21 protein-coding genes and 1 tRNA gene are annotated in these 20,173 nt (G+C 65.6%); 13 read left to right on the top strand and 9 right to left on the bottom strand.

The window, feature by feature from the left end:
• Positions 1-16: 16 nt before the first annotated feature.
• The 4 genes from U9J33_RS02145 to U9J33_RS02130 all read right to left on the bottom strand — a co-directional run bounded on the left by U9J33_RS02145 (position 17) and on the right by U9J33_RS02130 (position 4,955).
• On the bottom strand, positions 17-685 hold the full coding sequence (locus U9J33_RS02145) for a lytic transglycosylase domain-containing protein (protein WP_324697561.1): 669 nt from the start codon (positions 683-685) through the stop codon (positions 17-19).
• A gap of 85 nt (positions 686-770) precedes the next feature.
• Entirely contained in the window at positions 771-1,904 is a 1,134-nt protein-coding gene (locus tag U9J33_RS02140; protein ID WP_324697559.1) for a phytase, read from the bottom strand.
• Positions 1,904-4,678 carry a TonB-dependent receptor gene (locus tag U9J33_RS02135; protein ID WP_054442014.1) on the bottom strand — a complete coding sequence of 925 codons (2,775 nt, stop codon included), beginning with the start codon at positions 4,676-4,678 and terminating at the stop codon, positions 1,904-1,906. The genes U9J33_RS02140 and U9J33_RS02135 overlap by 1 nt, the downstream gene beginning before the upstream one ends.
• 202 nt (positions 4,679-4,880) lie before the next feature.
• Positions 4,881-4,955: transfer RNA gene (locus U9J33_RS02130), tRNA-Thr, on the bottom strand.
• Between the two features lie 57 nt (positions 4,956-5,012).
• Here U9J33_RS02130 and U9J33_RS02125 point away from each other — a divergent pair.
• From U9J33_RS02125 to U9J33_RS02085, 9 genes are all read left to right on the top strand, one after another.
• Positions 5,013-5,288, top strand: coding sequence for a hypothetical protein (locus U9J33_RS02125; protein WP_185998949.1), 276 nt, complete (start codon positions 5,013-5,015; stop codon positions 5,286-5,288).
• Positions 5,289-5,366: 78 nt separating this feature from the next.
• Complete coding sequence (gpmA, locus tag U9J33_RS02120) at positions 5,367-6,053, top strand: 2,3-diphosphoglycerate-dependent phosphoglycerate mutase (RefSeq protein WP_324697555.1); 687 nt, start codon at positions 5,367-5,369, stop codon at positions 6,051-6,053.
• Between the two features lies 1 nt (position 6,054).
• Positions 6,055-6,543 (top strand): 5-(carboxyamino)imidazole ribonucleotide mutase, encoded by a 489-nt coding sequence (gene purE, locus U9J33_RS02115; protein ID WP_324697552.1) that lies wholly within the window; start codon positions 6,055-6,057, stop codon positions 6,541-6,543.
• Between the two features lie 165 nt (positions 6,544-6,708).
• On the top strand, positions 6,709-7,773 hold the full coding sequence (locus tag U9J33_RS02110; protein WP_324697550.1) for a 5-(carboxyamino)imidazole ribonucleotide synthase: 1,065 nt from the start codon (positions 6,709-6,711) through the stop codon (positions 7,771-7,773).
• Positions 7,742-8,266 (top strand): dihydrofolate reductase, encoded by a 525-nt coding sequence (locus U9J33_RS02105; protein ID WP_185998308.1) that lies wholly within the window; start codon positions 7,742-7,744, stop codon positions 8,264-8,266. The genes U9J33_RS02110 and U9J33_RS02105 overlap by 32 nt, the downstream gene beginning before the upstream one ends.
• Before the next feature lie 12 nt (positions 8,267-8,278).
• Positions 8,279-9,211: a bifunctional riboflavin kinase/FAD synthetase gene (locus U9J33_RS02100; protein WP_185998309.1), complete on the top strand. Its 933-nt coding sequence runs from the start codon at positions 8,279-8,281 to the stop codon at positions 9,209-9,211.
• A 60-nt stretch (positions 9,212-9,271) separates the two neighbouring features.
• Positions 9,272-12,220, top strand: a complete 2,949-nt coding sequence (gene ileS / locus U9J33_RS02095; protein ID WP_324697546.1) for an isoleucine--tRNA ligase — start codon at positions 9,272-9,274, stop codon at positions 12,218-12,220.
• Positions 12,221-12,240: 20 nt separating this feature from the next.
• Positions 12,241-12,774, top strand: a complete 534-nt coding sequence (gene lspA, locus U9J33_RS02090) for a signal peptidase II (protein ID WP_054442019.1) — start codon at positions 12,241-12,243, stop codon at positions 12,772-12,774.
• Between the two features lie 4 nt (positions 12,775-12,778).
• On the top strand, positions 12,779-13,195 hold the full coding sequence (locus tag U9J33_RS02085; RefSeq protein ID WP_054442259.1) for a DUF3035 domain-containing protein: 417 nt from the start codon (positions 12,779-12,781) through the stop codon (positions 13,193-13,195).
• 85 nt (positions 13,196-13,280) lie between these two features.
• Here the strand turns inward: U9J33_RS02085 and U9J33_RS02080 are convergent, their stop codons facing one another.
• Positions 13,281-14,615 (bottom strand): hemolysin family protein, encoded by a 1,335-nt coding sequence (locus tag U9J33_RS02080; protein WP_324697544.1) that lies wholly within the window; start codon positions 14,613-14,615, stop codon positions 13,281-13,283.
• A 224-nt stretch (positions 14,616-14,839) separates the two neighbouring features.
• On the opposite strand from U9J33_RS02080, the gene U9J33_RS02075 reads away from it, so the two are divergent.
• The 3 genes from U9J33_RS02075 to U9J33_RS02065 all read left to right on the top strand — a co-directional run bounded on the left by U9J33_RS02075 (position 14,840) and on the right by U9J33_RS02065 (position 16,991).
• Complete coding sequence (locus tag U9J33_RS02075; protein ID WP_054442260.1) at positions 14,840-15,514, top strand: OmpA family protein; 675 nt, start codon at positions 14,840-14,842, stop codon at positions 15,512-15,514.
• A gap of 134 nt (positions 15,515-15,648) precedes the next feature.
• On the top strand, positions 15,649-16,509 hold the full coding sequence (gene nadC / locus U9J33_RS02070) for a carboxylating nicotinate-nucleotide diphosphorylase (RefSeq protein ID WP_054442020.1): 861 nt from the start codon (positions 15,649-15,651) through the stop codon (positions 16,507-16,509).
• An 86-nt stretch (positions 16,510-16,595) separates the two neighbouring features.
• Positions 16,596-16,991, top strand: coding sequence for a hypothetical protein (locus tag U9J33_RS02065; RefSeq protein WP_324697541.1), 396 nt, complete (start codon positions 16,596-16,598; stop codon positions 16,989-16,991).
• Positions 16,992-16,994: 3 nt separating this feature from the next.
• Here the strand turns inward: U9J33_RS02065 and U9J33_RS02060 are convergent, their stop codons facing one another.
• Positions 16,995-17,450, bottom strand: a complete 456-nt coding sequence (locus U9J33_RS02060) for a nucleoside deaminase (RefSeq protein WP_324697539.1) — start codon at positions 17,448-17,450, stop codon at positions 16,995-16,997.
• A gap of 114 nt (positions 17,451-17,564) precedes the next feature.
• Here U9J33_RS02060 and rpmB point away from each other — a divergent pair, with 114 nt between their 5' ends.
• Positions 17,565-17,852 (top strand): 50S ribosomal protein L28, encoded by a 288-nt coding sequence (rpmB, locus tag U9J33_RS02055; RefSeq protein ID WP_054442023.1) that lies wholly within the window; start codon positions 17,565-17,567, stop codon positions 17,850-17,852.
• A 145-nt stretch (positions 17,853-17,997) separates the two neighbouring features.
• Here rpmB and U9J33_RS02050 read toward each other — a convergent pair whose 3' ends face one another.
• From U9J33_RS02050 to U9J33_RS02040, 3 genes are all read right to left on the bottom strand, one after another.
• The gene (locus U9J33_RS02050; protein ID WP_324697536.1) at positions 17,998-18,999 is read right to left on the bottom strand and encodes an esterase-like activity of phytase family protein; all 1,002 of its coding nucleotides are present in this window, start codon (positions 18,997-18,999) and stop codon (positions 17,998-18,000) included.
• A gap of 78 nt (positions 19,000-19,077) precedes the next feature.
• Positions 19,078-19,953: a M23 family metallopeptidase gene (locus tag U9J33_RS02045; RefSeq protein ID WP_324697534.1), complete on the bottom strand. Its 876-nt coding sequence runs from the start codon at positions 19,951-19,953 to the stop codon at positions 19,078-19,080.
• On the bottom strand, positions 19,950-20,153 hold the full coding sequence (locus tag U9J33_RS02040; RefSeq protein WP_185998315.1) for a DUF2093 domain-containing protein: 204 nt from the start codon (positions 20,151-20,153) through the stop codon (positions 19,950-19,952). Before U9J33_RS02040 ends, U9J33_RS02045 begins: the two co-directional genes overlap by 4 nt.
• Between the last annotated feature and the right edge of the window lie 20 nt (positions 20,154-20,173).

Genomic DNA, 20,173 nt, shown 5'->3' with positions numbered 1-20,173 from the left:
GGTTTTTTGCGAAAAATTATCGGCGAACGGGATCGGTCAACCGCGCCATGATCGAGGCGACATAGGCCTGGGTTTCGCGAATGCGCGGAATCCCGCCTGCTTTCTGGACCCGGCCCGGCCCGGCGTTATAGGCCGCCAGCGCCTTTTCGATATCGCCGTTGAACGCATCGAGTTGCATGCGCAAATAGCGCGCGCCGCCTTCCAGATTGGCCATCGGATCGCCGGGATTCACGCCCATCTGTGCGGCCGTACCCGGCATGAGCTGCGCCAGACCGCGCGCGCCAACGGGGGACATCGCCAATTCGTTCCAGCGGCTTTCCTGCCAGACCACCGCTTCGAGCAGGGTCGGGCTGATATCATACTTCGCCGCCAGTTCGGCGACACGCGCGCGCCAGCGCATCGGACCGGCAGCGTCGAGAGCTTCCGTGATCGAACGCGGATGCAACAGCGTGGCATCTATCTCGGTCGGCGCGGAGCCCGGCGCGGCGGCAGCAGCATCGTTAGCGAACTCGACCATCGGAGCCTCGCCCGCAGAAGCCGCCAGTGGATCCACCGCAGGTTTGGCGGGGCCGCCCGCCACCCATTGATAGCCGCCGGAACCGATTTCCAGCACGTCCGCCGAAGCGGTACCGGGAATCGCCACGGCCGCCGCAGCCATTGCTGCAGCGGCGGCCGTGCCGTTCATGCGATTCGGAAATCTCACCATCGCGGCCTTGTTACCGCAGCAGCCGCGCAAGTCTCAACACTTACGCGACCAACCGCTCACCCCGTCACTCGATGCCGAGTGCGGTGCGAATCGACTTCCATGAAAGCAACTTGAAGTTCTGTGCTTCCGGCGCATTGTTGCCGTCCTGCGCGACCATGAGGCCTTCGGGGAATGCTGGACCGAAATCGCCCAGCATGACTTCGATGCCATCGGTATCGCTCGTGCCGTCGATCGTGCCGCCATTGATGCGGAACCGGCCCGCGGGCTTGCCGGTGGAAAGGTCGAACAGCGCATAGGCATTGTCGCCCTGGCTCGAGGCGACGAGCCACGCCCGGCCGCCATCCTCGCGCGCGACGGCAAGCCCCTCGACATCGGCGACGAGGCCATCCTGGGCGCCCACGCGGGCGAAGGGCTGGGCCACGAGCGCCTCGCCGGCCAGCGGCACCTTCCAGATGCCGACGTCCTCCTCGGCCACGAACAGCACCTTGCCGGCATCGTCGACCACGCAGCCTTCCGACTGGGTGGCGAATTTCACCAGACGCACATAGTCGGCGGCGATCCGCCCTTCCCGTTCGACCAATCGGCTTTCCGCCACCGACCCGTCCTTGAGCACGACATAGGCCCTCGCCAGTTCGTCGCGCGCCAGGGCATTGCCCATGCAGAAACCGTAAGCCTCGGCCGGAGCATGACCCGCAGGCAGGAACGCCTCCGCCCCCAGCGCCGCGAGCTTGCCGGTCCCGCCGTCAAGCGTGAACAGGGCGATGCGCGGTTCTGCCCGGTCGGTACGATCGCTCGCCCCCACCAGGATACGCTTCGAACCGTCGGCAAAGCGCACTTCGCGAAGGTCGGCATTGTTGAGAGCCCCGGCCGCCGCGAAATCGCGCACCTTGCCATCGAGACCGTAAACGTAGAGCCCGGCCTTCTTGTCCGTTCCCAGAATCAGGCTGGCGGCGGGATCGGCCGCATTGCGCCAGATCGCCGGATCGTCCGCCGCATCGACGTTCGCGGTGCCGACCGGCTGGGTTTCCGCCTGTGCCGGCACGTCGACCGCGGGCAGCATGACCGGAGCCGGGCCGCCCGTGGTCGCGCAACCGGAAAGCAGGCCGGCGGAAAGCACGCCGGAAAGCACCAGGGCCGGGAGCAAAGCTCCCGACCCCTGCTTCACGATACCGGCGATGTTCGTGAAATCGACTTTCATCAGAACGTCACCCGCGCGCCGAACTTCACGGTCGAGCCGTATTCCTCGTACTGGAGCACGCGCTTGGCGCCCGCCAGGTTCTGATAGGCGAAGTACTTGGCGTTGTTCACGTTCACCCAGTCGGCAAAGAGGCGGATGTTGTCAGTCAGCTTGTACTTGGCCGAGAGGTCAAGCTGGAAGTGCTGGTTGACGGTGCGGTCCGTCTCGGCGTCGTCGCCCACTTCGTCGAGGTACTTGTCGCGGAAGGTACCGGCAGCACGCAGGCTGACCGGGCCCTTCTCGTAGCCGAGCACGACGTTGAAGGTGTTCTTCGACGCATTCGGCAGCGAGATGCGGCGCGCCACGTCGTCACCGTCGAACACCGTGCCGCGGGCATAAGTGTAGGTGTAGTTCAACTGGGTGAGCAGGCCGTCGAAGGGCGAAGGCAGCATCGAGAAGACCTGGCTGTAGCTCACTTCGACGCCGGCGATTTCCGCCTTGTCGCCGTTCACCGGCATCAGCACTTCGTCATAGGTCGCGCCGTCGATCGTGTAGTCGTAAAAGCGGCGATCGACCGCGTAGTCCTTGATCGACTTGTAGAACCCGCCAACCGAGAAGGCTCCGTTGTTGGCGAAGTAGTAGTCGAAGCCGGCGTCGAAGTTCCAAGCCTGGTAGGGCTTGAGATTCGGGTTGCCGAATTCGGCCTCGTTGTCCTCATTGACGGTAAAGCGCGGCGCAAGCTGCGAAAGCTTGGGACGCACGATCGTCTTGTAGCCGGCCAGACGGGCCACGAGGTTCTGCTGCGGGCTGTAGCGGATCGTCAGGCTTGGCAGCCAGTTGGTGTAGTTGCGCTTGTAGGTCACCGGATCGATGGTGACGGTGTCGCCGTCGTCGGAGACGAGGCTGCCGTTGAGCTTGTTGTGCGTGCGCTCCATGCGCACGCCGCCGATCACGCGCAGCGTCGAGCTGTCCCAGCGCGCCAGTGCATAGCCGGCCTGGATGTCTTCGCGCACCGAATAGTCGCTCACCGCCGAATTGAGCACGCTGTCGTAGTCGCTGACCACGAAGGCATCGGGGTTGGCCAGCAGGAAGTCGGCCGGGCCGGTCTTGCTGGAGACCGGGCCCATGTCGAGCAGGCGATAGGTCTGCGTGCCCAGCACGTCGGCCAAGGTGTAGTCCGCACCGTCCGCCAGTTCGTAATAGGTCATGTTGAAGTCGTAGGACTTCTTGCGCCACCGCGCCTTGCCGCCGACCTGGACGGTGAAGTCGCCGTTGTCACCCGCGAAAGTCCGGGCGAGATCGGCCTTTACCGCCCATTCCTCGTCCTGGCTGTCCGACAGGGTGGTCAATTCGGTCTTGTTGAATTCATACTCGGACGCGTCGTTGAACGTGTCCGCGCCTTCCGTCACCGAATAGGTCGGATAGTATGTGTTCGAGTAATCCATGTCGACGACGGTGCCGGCACGGAAACGGGCGCGGAAGCGGGTCGGATCGATCGAGAAGGTCTCCTTCTCGGACGACTTGGCATAGCTGGCCTGCCAGTTGAACTTCAGCGTGCCGGTGTCGGTATCGCTGCCGATGGCGACCGAGCGGATGCGCTGGCGTTCGAAACGGTCCTTGAGATCGCGTTCCACGGTGATGCGCTCGTCTGCGCCGTCGAAAGTCGCGCCGGTCGCGGTGATCGCGCTGGGCGTGTCGAAATCGCCGAAGTCCAGCGTGGTGCGGCGGCGATATTCGTGATCGTCGAACTGCGCCCAGTTGCCGCGGATATAGGCCTTGGTGGTTTCCGATGCGCGCCAGTCGGCCGAAAGCGCCGCGTTGATGCGCGTGCGTTCAACGTCATAGTCGCGGTATTCGACCGATTCGGCCCAGGCGTTGCCATCGTCGTCAGCATGCCAGCCACCGGTCTCGACGTTATCGGTCTCGAACTTGCGCTTGTAGTAGCTGACCGAGCCGGCGATGCCGAAGTTTTCGCCCAGCTTCTGGGTGAAGTCGAAGGCGCCCTTCGGCGTGACCTTGCCCGAATAATCGTTCCAGCTGCCTTCGGCGCTGAGCGAGTAGCGGTTCTTCTTCGAATCGAAGGCGCTGGTGGTCTTGATCTCCACCGACGCGCCGATGAAGTCGCCGTCCATGTCCGGCGTGAAGGACTTCTTCACTTCGACCGATTCGATCGTGTCTGACGAAACCACGTCCAGAGCGACCGAGCGGGCATCCGATTCCGGCGCGGGCATGCGCACGCCGTTGAGCGAAGTGCCGTTGAGATCCGGATCGAGGCCGCGGACCGACACATAGCGACCTTCGCCCTGGTCGTTGAGAATGTTCACGCCCGGCAGGCGGCGCAGCGATTCGGCAACGTTCTGGTCGGGGAACTGGCCCACCGCGTCGCGCGTGAGCACCGAGACAACGCCATCGGCGGCCTTCTGGCGCGACAGGGCGCTGGTGAGGTTCGCGGTCTGGCCGGTGACGAGGATGTCTCCGCCGCCGATCGCCGGGAGATCGAAGTCACCGGAGATACGGCCGGTCGCCGGGACCGAAACGGTCTGCGTGGTGACTTCGGCGCCGACGTAGCGCGCTTCCAGCGTGTAAGTGCCCGCGGGCACGTCACCGAACACGTAGCTGCCCGTACGGTCGGTTTCGGAAGAACGGTTCAGCTCGACGATGCGGACCGAAGCGGACTGCAACGGGCGAGAACCCGAGGCATCATGGACGCTGCCGACAACTTCGCCGGCATGGGCGATGGTTGCGAAGGAAGCCGATGCGAGCAGTCCCGCGATCAGGCGAATGGAAGTCTTCATTCTGGGCAGGCCCCTGTATTACGACGAATATGACGACGAATTCAGGGGCGCCTCTAGGCATCGTTCATGACAGTTATGTGCCGACAGCGTGGCACTTCCATGACATCGCCGCAGTGCAGCATATTGGCCACAGCCACGCGCCGCAGCCGATCGCGTGCGGCCGCAGCAAACTGCGGGCAACCATTTATCGATGTGAGGGAAATGGTGCTGCTGGGGAGGATTGAACTCCCGACCTCGTCATTACCAATGACGCGCTCTACCACTGAGCTACAGCAGCGCCTTATGTCCGTTTCCGGAGGCGTCCGTCCTGGCGACCCAGGACAGGGGCGGGCTAATGTCCGTGACGGGGGGGATTGTCAAGCGGCTCTTGCGTATTCTTTTTCAGAAAGCCATTTCGCCCGCCATCGAAGGCCCTTCGAAAGACGCCCGGACCATGACGAATGCCCAGCAATCCCGCGAGGAACGGCTTGCAGCCAAGCTCCGCGAAAATCTTCGCCGCCGCAAGCAGCAGGCCCGTGCACTGAACGCGGGAGGGGATTCCGCGCCCTTGTCCGAATCGGAAAGCGAAAACGAATCAGGCAGGCTTTCCAAATCGCCCCCGGAAAGCTAGGGGCTGCGCCCAGACATTCAGTCAGTCTGCCAACGGGCGTTTCCCGAGGGGATCGCCGATGAGACCTGGGAGTACGCCTTGCCTCGCCTGATCCTCGTCCGCCACGGCCAGAGCCAATGGAACCTCGAGAACCGCTTCACCGGCTGGTGGGACGTCGACCTCACCGAAAAGGGTGAGGAAGAAGCCCGCGCCGCAGGTGCGCTGCTGAAGGAAAAGGGCATTATGCCCACCGTCGCCTTCACCTCGCTCCAGACCCGCGCGATCCGCACCCTGCACTTCGCGCTCGAAGCCGCCGGCCTGCTGTGGATTCCCGAGACCAAGGACTGGCGCCTGAACGAGCGCCACTACGGCGGCCTCACCGGCCTCAACAAGGCCGAAACCGCCGCAAAGCACGGCGACGATCAGGTCAAGATCTGGCGCCGCAGCTTCGACACGCCGCCGCCGGTCCTCGAAATCGGCAGCGAGTTCGATCTCTCCACCGACCCGCGCTACGCCGGGATCGACGTGCCGCAGACCGAAAGCCTCAAGGACACTATCGCCCGCGTCCTGCCTTACTATGAAGGCTCGATCGTGCCGCACCTCAAGGCCGGTGCCGACGTGCTGATCTCCGCCCACGGCAACAGCCTGCGCGCGCTGGTGAAGCACCTCTCGGGCATTTCGGACGACGAGATCACCGGTCTGGAAATCCCGACCGGTCAACCGATCGTCTACGAACTGGCAGACGATCTCGCGGTGCTCGACCGCTATTACCTTTCGGAGCGTTGAGATGAGCGGGGTGGGGACTCCTGTAGCCATCGTCATGGGCAGCCAGTCCGACTGGCCGACCATGCAGCGCGCAGCCGACATGCTGGACAAGCTGGGTGTCGCCTATGACGCCCGCATCGTCTCGGCACACCGCACGCCGGATCGCCTGGTCGACTTCGCCAAGGGCGCGGACGGCGAAGGCTTCAAGGTCGTGATCGCAGGAGCCGGGGGCGCCGCCCACCTGCCCGGCATGATCGCCTCGATGACGCATCTTCCCGTGCTGGGCGTGCCGGTGCAGTCCAAGGCGCTTTCGGGGCAGGACAGCCTGCTCTCGATCGTCCAGATGCCTGCCGGCATCCCGGTGGGCACGCTGGCGATCGGCGAGGCGGGCGCGGCCAATGCGGGCCTGCTCGCCGCCGCGATCCTCGCCACGTCGGACCCGGCGCTGGCCGAACGCCTCAAGACCTTCCGCGCGGACCAGACGGCGAGCGTGGCGGAAAAGCCGGTCTGATGACGGCCGCTCGGCTGGGCTGGTACGGCAAGCCCAGCACGGGCGGACCTGGGCTTGAGCCCGCAATATATCGCGGGTTTGGGTTTTGAAGCCCATACCTTACCAAGGTCCGCTCGCCCTGCGCTTGTCGAAGGGCACGGACATAACGCAAGTGATACGAGGCATATGATCCCTCCCGGCGAAACCATCGGCATTCTCGGCGGCGGCCAGCTCGGCCGGATGATCGCGATGGCAGCGGCCCAGCTCGGCTACCGCAGCCACATCTACGCGCCCGAGGCCGATTCGATCGCCGCCGAAGTCAGCGCTGAATTTACTTGCGCCGAATGGGACGATGCCGAAGCCATGGCCCGCTTCGCGGCGGGCTGCGCCGTCGTCACTTACGAGTTCGAGAACGTGCCTGTCGCCCCGCTCGCGGCGCTTTGCGAGGTGCCGCTGCTGGCCCACGCCCGCGCCCTCGAAACCGCGCAGGACCGGCTCAACGAAAAGCGTTTCGTCACCGGGCTGGGTGGCACCCCTGCCCCCTTCGCTCCGGTGGATTCGGCAGAGGACCTTGCCGAGGCCATAGCCGCGATCGGCGCGCCCGGGATCCTCAAGACCCGGCGCGACGGTTACGACGGCAAGGGCCAGTGGCGCATCATGACCCCCGCGGATGCCGAGGGCCTCGACCTTCCCGCCCAGCCCCTGATCTACGAGGGTTTCGTCACCTTCTTCGCGGAATTCTCGGTGATCCTGTGCCGCGGCGCGGACGGCGACATCCGCTACTTCGATTCGGCCCATAACGTGCACGAGAGCGGCATTCTCGCGCTCAGCACCGTGCCCGCGCCGCAGCGCCTGCTCGAACAGGTTCCCGCCGCGCGCGCGCTCGCCGCCAAGGTGGCCGAGGCGCTGGACTATGTCGGCGTGCTCACGCTGGAATTCTTCGCGACAGAAAACGGACCCGTTTTCAACGAGATGGCGCCGCGCGTGCACAATTCCGGGCACTGGACCATCGAGGGCGCGGTCACCAGCCAGTTCGAAAACCATGTTCGCGCGATCTGCGGCCTGCCGCTCGGCGATACCGGCCTTGCCGCCGACGCCGTGGAAATGCGCAACCTGATCGGCGACGAGGCGGATGACTGGGCGGCAATCCTCGCCGACCCGGCCAACCACCTGCACCTCTACGGCAAGGGCGCAGCCCGCCCCGGCCGCAAGATGGGTCATGTCACCCGCCTCACCTTCCGGCGCGACTGACCGGCACTTGGCGCAGGACCTCTTCCTTATCTATGCCCGCGCCGCGAACGGCGTGATCGGCCGTGACGGCGCGCTTCCGTGGCGCCTTCCCGCCGACCTCAGGCGATTCAAGGCCATGACCATGGGCAAGGCCATGATCATGGGCCGCAAGACCTTCGACAGCTTCCCCTCCCCCCTGCCCGGCCGCCGCCACATCGTGCTGACGCGCGACAGGGCGTGGAGCGCCGAGGGCGCGGAAACCGCGCATTCCCTAGACGAAGCCCTGGCCCTTGCGGGCGAGGGAGAAGTGGCGGTTATCGGCGGCGCGGAAATCTACCGGCTGTTCCTGCCGCTCGCCCGGCGCATCGAATTGACCGAGATTCACGCGGATTACCCTGGCGACACAGAGATGGCACAGAACGACACCGAGTGGCAGGAGAGCGCACGCGAGGAACATCCGGCCGCCGGTGAATTTCCCGCACACGCTTTCGTCACCCTGGTCCGGGACCTATAGGCCTGATCTGACATGATTCGTCTCGACAACCGCGAAGCCATTCCCGAATCGATGCGCGGCGCCGTTCTGGCGCTCGGCAATTTCGACGGGTTCCACCAGGGCCATCAGGCCGTGGTCGGCGAAGCGATTCGCTGGGCGCGCGAACTGGGCCGTCCGGCGATCGTCGCCACGTTCGATCCGCACCCCGTCCGCCTGTTCCAGCCCGACGCCCCCGCCTTCCGGCTGACCACGCTGGACCAGCGGCAGGACCTGTTCGAGGCCGCCGGCGCCGACGCCATGCTGGTGCTCCACTTCGACCGCGCCATGGCCTCCATGGAAGCAGCGGACTGGATCGAGCAGGTGCTCGGCCGCCAGCTCGGCTGCGTCGGCGTCGTCACGGGCGAGGACTTCACTTTCGGCAAGGGACGCGGCGGCAACCCGCAGGTCCTGCGCGAGGTCGGCGCACGCTTCGGGCTGATCGGCCGTACCGTCGGCGCGGTGCATGACGACAAGGGCGTGATCTCCTCCAGCCGCATCCGCGACGCGCTGAAGCTGGGCGAGTGCGAAACCGCCGCCCGCCTGCTCACCCGCCCCTTCGCGGCGCGCGGCGTGGTGCAGCACGGCGGCAAGCTGGGCCGGACCATCGGGTTCCCCACCGCCAACATCAACATGAACAACTACCTGCGCCCGCGCTACGGCATCTACGCCGTGACCGGCCGCATGCCGGACGGGCGCGTGCTGCCCGGCGCGGCCAACATGGGCGTGCGCCCGACCTTCGAACCGCCGATCGAACTGCTCGAACCCTATTTCTTCGACTTTTCGGGCGACCTCTACGGTCAGGAGATCGAGGTGGCCTTCCACCACTTCCTCCGTCCCGAGGCCAAGTTCGATTCGCTTGACGCGCTGGTCGTGCAGATGGGCCGTGACTGCGACCGCGCCCGCGAACTGCTTTCGCACATCGGCTGACGCCGACACGCCATCGACGGACTTCCAAGAGCCGCGCATTTGTTCTAGTGCGCAGCGCATATGACCGAACAGCGCGATTACAGAGCGACCGTCTTCCTGCCGAAGACCGATTTCCCCATGAAGGCCGGGCTCCCCCAGAAGGAGCCGGGTATTCTTGCGCGCTGGCAGGAACAGGACATTTACGCCAGGACCCGCGAAGCCCGCGCGGGCCGCGAAAAGTTCGTGCTGCATGACGGCCCGCCCTACGCGAATGGCGACATGCACATCGGCCACGCGCTGAACCACATCCTCAAGGACATGGTCGTGCGCACCCAGACCCTCTTGGGCAAGAACGCACCCTACGTCCCCGGCTGGGACTGCCACGGCCTGCCCATCGAGTGGAAGGTCGAGGAAGAATACCGCAAGAAGAAGAAGAACAAGGACGAGGTTCCCGCAGAGGAATTCCGCGCCGAATGCCGCGCCTATGCCCAGAACTGGGTGAACGTGCAGCGCGAGCAGCTGAAGCGCCTCGGCGTCAACGGTGACTGGGACAAGCCCTACCTCACCATGGACTTCCAGGCCGAAGCCACCATCGTCACCGAGCTGCTGAAGTTCGCCGAGCACGACATGCTCTATCGCGGCGCCAAGCCGGTGATGTGGAGCCCGGTCGAAAAGACGGCGCTGGCCGAAGCCGAAGTCGAGTACGAGGACATCGTCTCGACCCAGATCGACGTGGCTTTCGAGATCACCGAATCGCCGATCGAGGAACTGGTCGGCGCCTATGCGGTGATCTGGACGACCACGCCGTGGACGATCCCGACCAACCAGGCGCTCGCTTATGGGCCTGAGGTTGAGTATCGACTGTATCAGATCGGGGTGTCGGTCGATGCGCAGCCCGGCGTTGACGTCTTCGCTGATCCGACAGTGCTAGCGCTGCAAGGTCGGAAGGTTCTTATCGCGGACAGTAATGTCCTCCGCTCCGAGTTTAACGAACGTCTGCGCAATTTCTGGCCCGGAGCGAGCCTCGTCGACCTCGACGAGTGGCACGGCAAAGGCTCCGAACTCGCAGGCACCCTCGCCCGTCACCCCATGCACGCGCTGGGCGGCTTCTTCGCCGAGCCGCGTCCGCTGCTCGCGGGCGATTTCGTCACCACCGAGAGCGGCACCGGCCTCGTCCACATGGCGCCCGACCATGGCGAGGACGACTTCCTGCTCTGCAAGGCCAACGGCATCGGCCCCAAGTTCGTGGTCGAGGCCGACGGCAAGTATCGCGAGGACTGGGGCTGGCTCGGCGGCCAGGGCTCGGTCATCAACCCCAAGTTCAACGCCCCCGACGGCCCGATCTGCTCGGACCTGCGCGAGGCCGGCGCGCTGCTGGCGGCTTCGGCCGACTACAAGCACTCCTACCCGCATTCGTGGCGTTCCAAGGCCAAGGTGATCTTCCGCTGCACCCCGCAGTGGTTCGTACCGATGGACAAGGTTCTGGGCCACCTGCCCTCCAAGACCCGCGCCGAGCGCCGCTGGGAAGGGGAAGGCGGCGCCATCGATCCTACGGACGAAACCGCCGAAGCCTCGCCGACACTGCGCCAGGCCGCGCTCGAAGCCATCGCCGAAACGCGCTTCGTCCCCGAAAAGGGCCGCAACCGCATCGGCGCCATGGTCGAAGGCCGCCCGGACTGGGTGCTTTCGCGCCAGCGCGCCTGGGGCGTGCCGATCACGCTGTTCGTCGATCGCAAGTCTGGCGAATACCTCGTCGATGCCGAAGTGAACGCCCGCATCATCCACGCCATCCGCGAGATCGGCGTCGATGCCTGGTCGGACGCCCGCGCGCAGGAATACCTCGGCGCCAAGTACAGCGCCGATGACTACGAGCGCGTGGTCGACATTCTCGACGTCTGGTTCGATTCCGGCTCGACCCACGCCTTCGTGCTCGAATCCGGCCGCTGGCCCGAACTGGTGCCGGCCGAGGATCACACTGGCCCCACCGCCGACCTCTATCTTGAAGGCAGCGACCAGCATCGCGGCTGGTTCCAGTCCTCGCTGCTCGAGAGCTGCGCCACGCGCGGCCATGCGCCGTACAAGGCAGTGCTGACCCACGGCTTCACCATGGATGCCAAGGGCTTCAAGATGTCGAAGTCGCTCGGCAACACCATCAGCCCGATCAAGGTGATGGAAACCAACGGCGCCGACATCATCCGCCTCTGGGCGCTCTCGGTCGACTATACCGAGGATCACCGCATCGGCGACGAGATCCTGAAGGGCGTGGCAGACCAGTACCGCAAGCTGCGCAACACCCTGCGCTACCTGCTGGGCGCGCTCGACGGGTTCTCGGACGACGAGAAGCTGCCGGTTGAGGACATGCCCGAGCTGGAGCGCTACGTGCTCTCGCTGCTGGCAGGCGTCGATGCCACGCTGCGCAAGGCGGTCGCGGACTTCGACTTCAACACTTACGTGCGCACCCTGCTGGACTTCTGCAACGAAGACCTTTCGGCCCTCTTCTTCGATATCCGCAAGGACTGCCTCTACTGCGACGCGCCTTCGGATCCGAAGCGCCGCGCCTATCGCACCGTGCTGGACATGCTGTTCCACGCGCTGGTGCGCTATGCCGCGCCGGTCACCGTCTTCACCGCCGAGGAAGTCTGGCAGAGCCGCTTCCCCGGCGCTGAGAGCGTGCACCTGCTCGAATGGCCGGTCGTCCCTGCCGTCGAAGCCGACGCCGCCCGCTGGGCCGAACTGCGCGCCCTGCGCGTGAAGGTGACCGAAGCGATCGAGCCGCTGCGCCGCGAAAAGATCGTCGGCTCCAGCCTCGCCGCCACCGTGACGGTTCCGGCTTCCGCGCCGGAAGGCGATCTTGCCGAACTGTTCATCACTGCGACAGTGACGCGTGGGCAGGGAGATGACGTGACTGTCACCCCCTCCACCGACCACAAGTGCGGCCGCTGCTGGCGCCACCTTCCCGACGTTTCGGAAGATGGCGACCTGTGCGACCGCTGCGACGACGTGGTGGGCGCGCTGGAGGAGCAGGCGTGAGCGGCGCCGTGTCCGGCAGCATGTCCATCTGGCGCAAGCGCCTGATCGGCCTGCTGATCGCGGCGGTGGTCTTCGTGATCGACCAGGGCTTCAAGGCCTGGGTCGTGAACGGGCTCAGGCTGCGCGACGTGCACGTGATCGAGCTGCTGCCGATCTTCGACTTGCGCTGGACCAAGAACCTCGGCGTTTCGCTCGGCCTGTTCACGGCGGATTCGCCCGAAGGCCGCTGGGCGCTGGTGGCGATGACCGCCGCCATCGCCCTGTTCGTGTTCATCTGGATGCTGCGCGAACGCAAGCTTGGCGAAATCGCCGCGCTGGCGCTGGTGCTTGGCGGCGCACTCGGCAACATCCGCGACCGTTTCACCATGGGCTACGTGATCGACTATGCCGACCTCCATTTCGGCAACTTCCGTCCGTTCCTCATTTTCAACATCGCCGACGTCGCCATCACGGTGGGCGTCCTGATTATCCTTGCCCGCTCCCTGCTTTCGCGCGACAAGCCGGAAACGAATGGCGGACATGACACGGCGCCTGGCGCCGCCCCGGAGATTTGAATTGATGCCCATGATGAAGACCGGAGCCCTGATTCTCGTCGCCGCGGGCGCGGCGCTGGTGTCCGGCTGCGGAAGCACCGGCCTGCTGAACCACGCCGGTCCCGACGAGTTCGCCGTGCAGCGCCAGACGCCGCTCGTTGTCCCGCCCGATTTCTCGCTGGCCCCGCCGAAGCAGGGTCAGCCTCGCCCCAGCGACGATTCGCTCCAGCAGCAGACGCTTGATGCGCTGTTCGGCGGTCCGCAGGCCCGCAGCGACATCGAGAAATCGACGCTGAACCTGGCCGGCCCGTCAGACCCGGCGATCCGTTCGACCGTTGGCGATCCCGGCACCTTCGCCGTCGCCAAGGGCCAGGTGACCCGCGCGATCCTCGCCGCCCCCGAAGGCGACGGCCGCGACGCGCAGACCGCCGTCGGCACCTGATCGGTTTTCCCGAACAGCCAAACGAAAAGGGCCGGAGCATCGCTGCTCCGGCCCTTTTCGTATCCGGTATGGACGGATCGGGGCCTCAGCCCTCTCCCGCCACGCCGTCGTCGCCGGAATCGTCGTCCAGGCGGGAGACGAGGATCTTGTCGATCTTCAACCCGTCCATGTCGACGACCTCGAAGCGCCAGCCCCGGTCGATGAAGTATTCCCCCTCGCGCGGGACTTTCTTGAGCACGGCGAGGATATAGCCCGCGGCGGTGGCATATTCGCGGTCGTCCGGCAGGGTCATGTCCAGACGGTCGGCCAGCGAATCCGCCGGCATCGCGCCGGAGACCAGCAGCGAACCGTCCTCGCGCTCGACCACCATGGGCTCGTCGCCCTCGTCCTGGTGGCCCACGAAAGTCCCCGCCAGCGCCGCCAGCATGTCCGACGTGGTGACGAGACCTTCGAGATGGCCATATTCGTCATGAACCATCGCCATCGTCACTTCGGCATGCTGGAGCTTGCGCAGCGCATCCATCGCATCGAGCTGGTCGGGAAGGATCTCGGCCTTCTTCATCATGGCGGTGATCTCGACCGGTCGTCCGGCCAGCATCGCCGCCAGCACCTCACGCACCTTGAGGATGCCGATGATGTTGTCGGGCGAGCCTTCCTGCGCCACCGGCAGCATCGAATGCGGCGAAGCCTCGATCTTGGCGCGCAGGATCTCCTCGCTTGCGCCCGCGTCGATCCAGTCGATCTGGTTGCGCGGGGTCATCAGTTCGCGCACCGGGCGATCGGCAAGGCGCAGCACGCCCGTCATGATCGCGCGCTCCTCTTCCTCGATGACGCCCGAACGGGTCGCCTCGGCGAAGATCATCTGGAGTTCTTCCGCCGTAAGCTGCTCCTCGCCGCCCCGGCGCACCGACAGCAGGCGCAGGATCAGGCCCGAGGACTTGTCCAGCAGCCAGACGAACGGCGCCATCGCCTTGGCCAGCCAAGCCATCGGCCGCGCCATGATGAGCGCCACCGGCTCCGCCGCGCGCAGAGCAAGCTGCTTGGGCACCAGCTCACCGATAACGAGGCTGGCGAAAGTCGTGGCGATGATGACCAGGGTGAAGCCCGCTTCACCTGCAAAACGGATCGGGACGCCCATCGCGGCAAGCCGTTCGCCCACCGGCCCGCCCAGGCTCGCGCCCGAATAGGCGCCGGCGATGATGCCGATGAGGGTGATGCCGATCTGGACGGTGCTGAGGAACTTGCCGGGGTCCGCCGCCAGTTCCAGCGCGGTCCTGGCCGCCCCGCTGCCCTTGTCGGCAGAGACCCTGAGCCTCGCCGCGCGCGCCGAGACTATGGCCAGTTCGGACATGGAGAACAGGCCATTGATCAGGATCAGGCCGGCGATGATGAGGAGGTCGGTCCAGGGAAAAGGTGTCACAGTGATCCTGCGCTAGCAGAATTCGCCGCACCTGCGAAGTGGCCGTTGCAGGATCGGCCGTTTTGTCATGCGCCGGCAAGGCTCCGCGAAATGCGAATAGTCCGTTGTAACCACGGGAACACATTGCCGACACACTCGTTTTGCCCGGATCATCCATATGCTATTCATGTTCACTACCACACAGACCCGTCGTGGAAGAATTTCTCAACAGGAAGGGGAACATCATGATGAAGTCACGCCTGCTGACCTCCGCCGTCGCCGCGCTTTCACTGGTCGCGGTATCGGGCTGTGTCACCGACCCCAACACGGGTGAGAGGAAAGTTTCGCGCACCGCCATCGGCGGCGCGGGCGGCGCGGGCCTGGGCTACCTTCTGGGCAGCGTGATCGGCGGCAAGACCGCGCGCATCGTCGGTGCCGGCATCGGCGGCGTCGCGGGCGGCGTGGTCGGGTACCAGATGGACCAGCAGATCCGCGAGCTGAAGGAACAGACCGCCGGTTCGGGCATCGACGTCAGCCAGGAAGGCGACGGCATCCTCGTCAACCTCCCGGACGTGACCTTCGCCGTCAATTCGACCGAGATCAGCCCCTCGTTCCAGGCCTCGCTCGACAATGTCGCGCAGAGCATGGTCAAGTACCCGAACAGCCTGGTCGACGTGTACGGCCATACCGATTCGACCGGATCGGCAGCCTACAACCTCGACCTGTCCAAGCGCCGCGCCGATTCGGTGGCCCGCTACCTCATCAGCCGCGGCGTGTCCTCGGCCCGCATCCAGACCAAGGGCATGGGCAAGGACTACCCGGTGGCGGACAACACCACCGCCGAGGGCCGTTCGAAGAACCGCCGCGTAGAGATCAAGATCACGCCGGTGACGACCGACGAGGCATCGTCGGCGCGCTGATCGCCAGTTTCCGCGAAAGCGGGATCGGGGAAGGGGTCGGCCGCAAGGTCCGGCCCCTTTTCTCTTGCCCTCTTCGCCGATGCCCCCCTCTCCCAATCTCGACATTCCCGCCGGAACGCGCAAAAGACGCGGCCATGAGCACTTTCGCGATCCCCGGTTTCGACCTTTCCGCCTTCGTCGATGCAACCCTGGCCGAAGACCTCGGCGTCGGCCTGCCAGGGGGCGGGCGCGACGTGACGTCGGAAAGCGTGATCGAAGCCGAAGCCCGGTTCTCCGGCGCGATGGATTCGCGCGATGCCATCACCGTCGCCGGCCTGCCGATCGCGGCGGCGTTCTTCCGCAAGCTCGACCCTGCGATGGAAATCGAGATTCTCGTCGAGGAAGGCGCGCGGGTCGAGCCGGGCTCGCAGCTCATGCGCCTCACCGGCAATGCCCGCGCCATGCTGACTGCAGAGCGGTCCGCCCTCAATACCGTCCAGCACCTGTCCGGCATCGCGACCATGACCCGCGAATACGTCGACGCCATGTGCGGCCATGCAACCCTGCTGGACACGCGCAAGACCATCCCGGGCCTGCGCCACCTCGAAAAGTACGCCACCCGCATGGGCGGCGCCCGCAATCACCGCATGGGCCTGTGGGACGCCGCTATGATAAAGGACAACCACGTCCTCGTGGCGGGCGGCGTCGGCCCGGCCGTGGCACGCGCCAAGGCCGCAGGCGTCACGCAGATCATCTGCGAGGTGGACCACCTGGACCAGATCGAACCGGCCATCGCCGCCGGTGCGCATCACCTGCTGCTCGATAACATGGGCCCGGACATCCTGCGCGAAGCCGTGGCGCTCGTCGCCGGACGCGTGCCCACGGAAGCGTCGGGCGGCGTTAACCTGGCCACCATCGGCGCGATTGCCGCCTCCGGCGTGACTTACGTCTCGGTAGGCCGCCTCACCCAGAGCGCTCCTGCTGCCGATATCGGGCTGGACTTCACGCCGCTTTAGAAGATCTTGCGCAATTAGCCGGACCCTCGCATGTTCCCTCGCGTCCGACAGGCAACCGGGGGGAACTTGCCGTGCGTCCATATTCCATGGTGAAATTCGATCGCTTCTATCTCGGATCTCTGGTTCTGGGCGTGGTCAACGCGCTCCTGGCCGCCCGCGATACCCTGTCCGCCGTCAGCGTCGGATTCGTTCTCGGCGTCCAGGCTTTCAGCATGGCCTTGATGATACTGCTCTGGTTCCTGATTTCGCGCCGCGCCAACAACGCGGCGAAGTGGGTGCTGACCGTGTTGACCGCGATCGGCCTCCTCGTCATGATTCCAACACTGCCGATCCTCGCCGCAGGTTCCGCTCTGGACCTGATCTTTATGGCGGCCGTCACTGCGCTTCAGGTCACCGCAGTCGTCAACCTGTTCCGCGCCGATTCTCGCGCCTGGTTCGCGCGCAAGGGCATCGTCCTGGACAACGAAACCATCTTCAGCTGACGATCAGCGCCGCTGCCGAAAGAATTGCCGCAGCATTTCCGCTGCCGCCGATTCGCCGATTCCCGAATAGACTTCCGGTTTGTGCAGGCACTGGTCGTGCTCGAACACGCGGGCGCCGTGTTCCACCGCACCGCCCTTGGGATCGGATGCCCCGTAATAGAGCCGGGAGATTCGCGCATGGGCGATCGCCCCCGCGCACATGGCGCAAGGCTCCAGCGTGACCCACAGCTCGCAGCCTTCCAGCCGCTCGTTGCCCAGAACCAGCGCCGCGGCGCGAATCGCCTCGATCTCGGCGTGACTCGTGGGATCGTGGCGTTCGCGCGGGCCGTTGCGGCCTGCCGCGATCACCTTTCCATCCTTCACCACCACCGCACCGATCGGCACTTCGCCTGAATCGGCGGCTTCACGGGCTTGCGCGAGAGCGAGTTCCATGTATTCGGGCAGGGGCCAGCGGGTCATGGCAATGCGCTAGACCTTCAAAAAGCTGTGCGCAACTTGACCTTCACCCGGGGAATCGCTAAGGGCGCGCCTTCCCGTATTTACGGCCACAGACTTTTTCGAGCGAGAGTAGACATGTCCCGCATCTGCGAACTGACCGGCAAGGGCCGCCAGGTCGGCTGCAACGTCAGCCACGCCAACAACAAGACCAAGCGCGTCTTCCTTCCCAACCTTCAGAACGTCACGCTGCTGTCGGACGGTCTTGAGCGCAGCTTCAAGTTCCGCGTCTCGACCCACGGCCTGCGTTCGGTCGAGCACAACGGTGGTCTCGACAACTGGCTGCTGAAGACCTCGGACACGAAGCTCAGCCCGCGCGCCGTCAAGGTGAAGCGCGAACTGAAGAAGATCCAGGTCGCCGCCTGATCCTTGCGCTCCCTTCCGGGGGCGTGACGATACGGTTCGCGAAAAGGCGTGCAAGCCCGGCTTGCGCGCCTTTTCGCATGTCCGGATTCCTGAAAAGGCCCGTAGCGGGCCACCCCTGAAAAGGCCCTTAGCGGGCCGCCGGCGATCAGGGCAGATCGGCCGGATCGACGCTCAGCTTCCAGAGCAAGGTACGCTGTAGCGGCGAGAAATTGTCGTCCGAGATCAGCCAGACGGTCAGCCTGCCGTCCTTCCGCGGGGCGATCGCGATTCCTTCGAAGTTGTCGATAGGCAGGTCGGACGAAAGCCGCGCCACTTCGCGGACCTTCCAGACACCGCCGGGGCGAATCGTCCGGGGATCGCCGATCGCGATCCGCCCGGCAAAACGCTGCGGCATCGGCCAGATCAACCGGCGCATCAGTATCAGCAGGCGGCCGTCAGGCATCTGCACCATGTCGGTAGGGCTGAATCCGGTCGGCGCGTCGAGCGTGAATGCCTGCCCCTCGCCAGCCGATTCTCCCCTTGGTCCCTTCGCCGTGGGATCGCCGGCGAACAGGGCCGCCTCGTGCAGGTGGTCGCTCCAGTCGACATAACCTTCGCGCAGCAGGACGAAGCGCCCGTCCTGCAGGCGCGTCATCGCTTCGGGGCCTGAATTCACGCCCCAATCGGCCATGACCGGCGGACGCACCCTCGCCTCTATCCCGTAGTCCGCGCCCATGCGGTAGATCGCGTTTCGGCCCTCCAGCCCCAGCCAGATCGTGCCCTTGTCATCCTGGGTGGCCGATTCGACATCGCGATCGGCCTTCTCGGGCTGGGCGGAGAGGGCAAGCTCGCCGATCCGGCTGTCCGCCTGCGATTCGCCGGGCGCCCGGAATTCGAGGTAATCGCCCGAATCGCTGAGCGCCAACATCATGCCCCCGGGCCGCAGCAGCAGCGAGGAGTAGCTCCCGAAGGAATGCGTGCGGCTGCGAGCCAGCCACACCTGCTCCAGCGCGAACGGCCCCAGCCGGGGGCCGGTCCGTTCGGGGGGCGGCAGGTCCAGCGGGACGAAGGCCAGCTCGAACGTCTTGAATTTGGGATGATGCGGCGAACGGCCCCAGGTCAGGGGCAGCAAGGACAGCAGGGCGAGGAGAGCAATGGTGCGGCGCACAAGGGCGGGATAAGCATTCCGGCGAAGGCCGCAAGCCGCTTTCGCGCCGCCTCCCTCGGAATCGCCGTCACGCAGGCGTCAATTCATGGCGCCGGTGAACAGGATCGGATCAAGGCGGGCATCGTTCCACTTGATCGACCAGTGCAGGTGCGGCCCCGTGGCGCGGCCCGACATGCCGATCCTGCCGATCACCTGCCCTTGCCGGACATGATCGCCCTGCTTCACGAGAATCTCGGAGCAATGCAGGAAAGCGCTGTTCAGCCCCATGCCGTGGTCCAGCATCAGCAGGTTGCCTTCCAGCGTGAACGGCTTTTCGGCGGCAAGGATCACCACCCCGTCGGCGGGGGCGACGAACGGCGTTCCGCTGGTGCCGGTGGCGATGTCGAGGCCGGAGTGATAGGCCCCCGGTTCACCCCGATAGACCCGCTGCGAACCGAACCGGCCGGAAATGCGCCCCTTCGCCGGCCAGACGAATTGCTGGCGCCACCCCTGCGCATCGGTATGCAGCGCGCGGGCGGCATTGATGCGATCAAGCTCGGGCTGGCGGATCGCCATGAAGGCCTCGGTCGCACCGCCGGGCTTGCGGGGAATGTTGATGTTCTCGATCTGCCAGGCCCGGGGCGAGACAGGGACCGGCTGCGTTATCCTGCGGCCATTGGCCAGCGTGGCCGTAAGCGTGGCGATCGTGCCGGCATCACGGTCAAAAGCGGCGAACCATGCGCCGTCCGGCGCCACCTGCACCGGCTGTCCATTGAGCGCGAGGGCCGTGGTGCCCGCAGGCGCCTTGCCGCGCATCCAGCCGCCCTGGGTCAATTCGCCGCCGTAGGTCAGCGCGGCAGCAGGGGCAACGGGAGCAATCGGCTGCGCCGCCAGCCCATTCCACGCGAGCAAAGCCCCCCCGGCCACCACGCCGGCGAGAATCAGCGATGCCCCGAGGGCCTTGCGCGCCGTCATGCCTTTCCGGTGAGGCGCTTGGTCGCGATTTCCGCCGAGGCGTAAGGCTCCTGGAACTCAGCGCTCCAGTAGCGCAGTTCCTCAAGCGGGATCTTCTCGCCGGTGACGGCGCAGAGCACGAAGTGTCCGCCGCTCAGCACCCGGAATCCATTGGGTCCGTAGGCGAGCTTGGCGGGGCGGTCGGCAGAAGACATAAGCATGGGCGAAATCCTAGCAGAGC

The organism is Novosphingobium sp. RL4 (assembly GCF_035658495.1).
Lineage (GTDB): Bacteria > Pseudomonadota > Alphaproteobacteria > Sphingomonadales > Sphingomonadaceae > Novosphingobium.
This window is presented reverse-complemented; position numbering and strand designations above follow the sequence as displayed.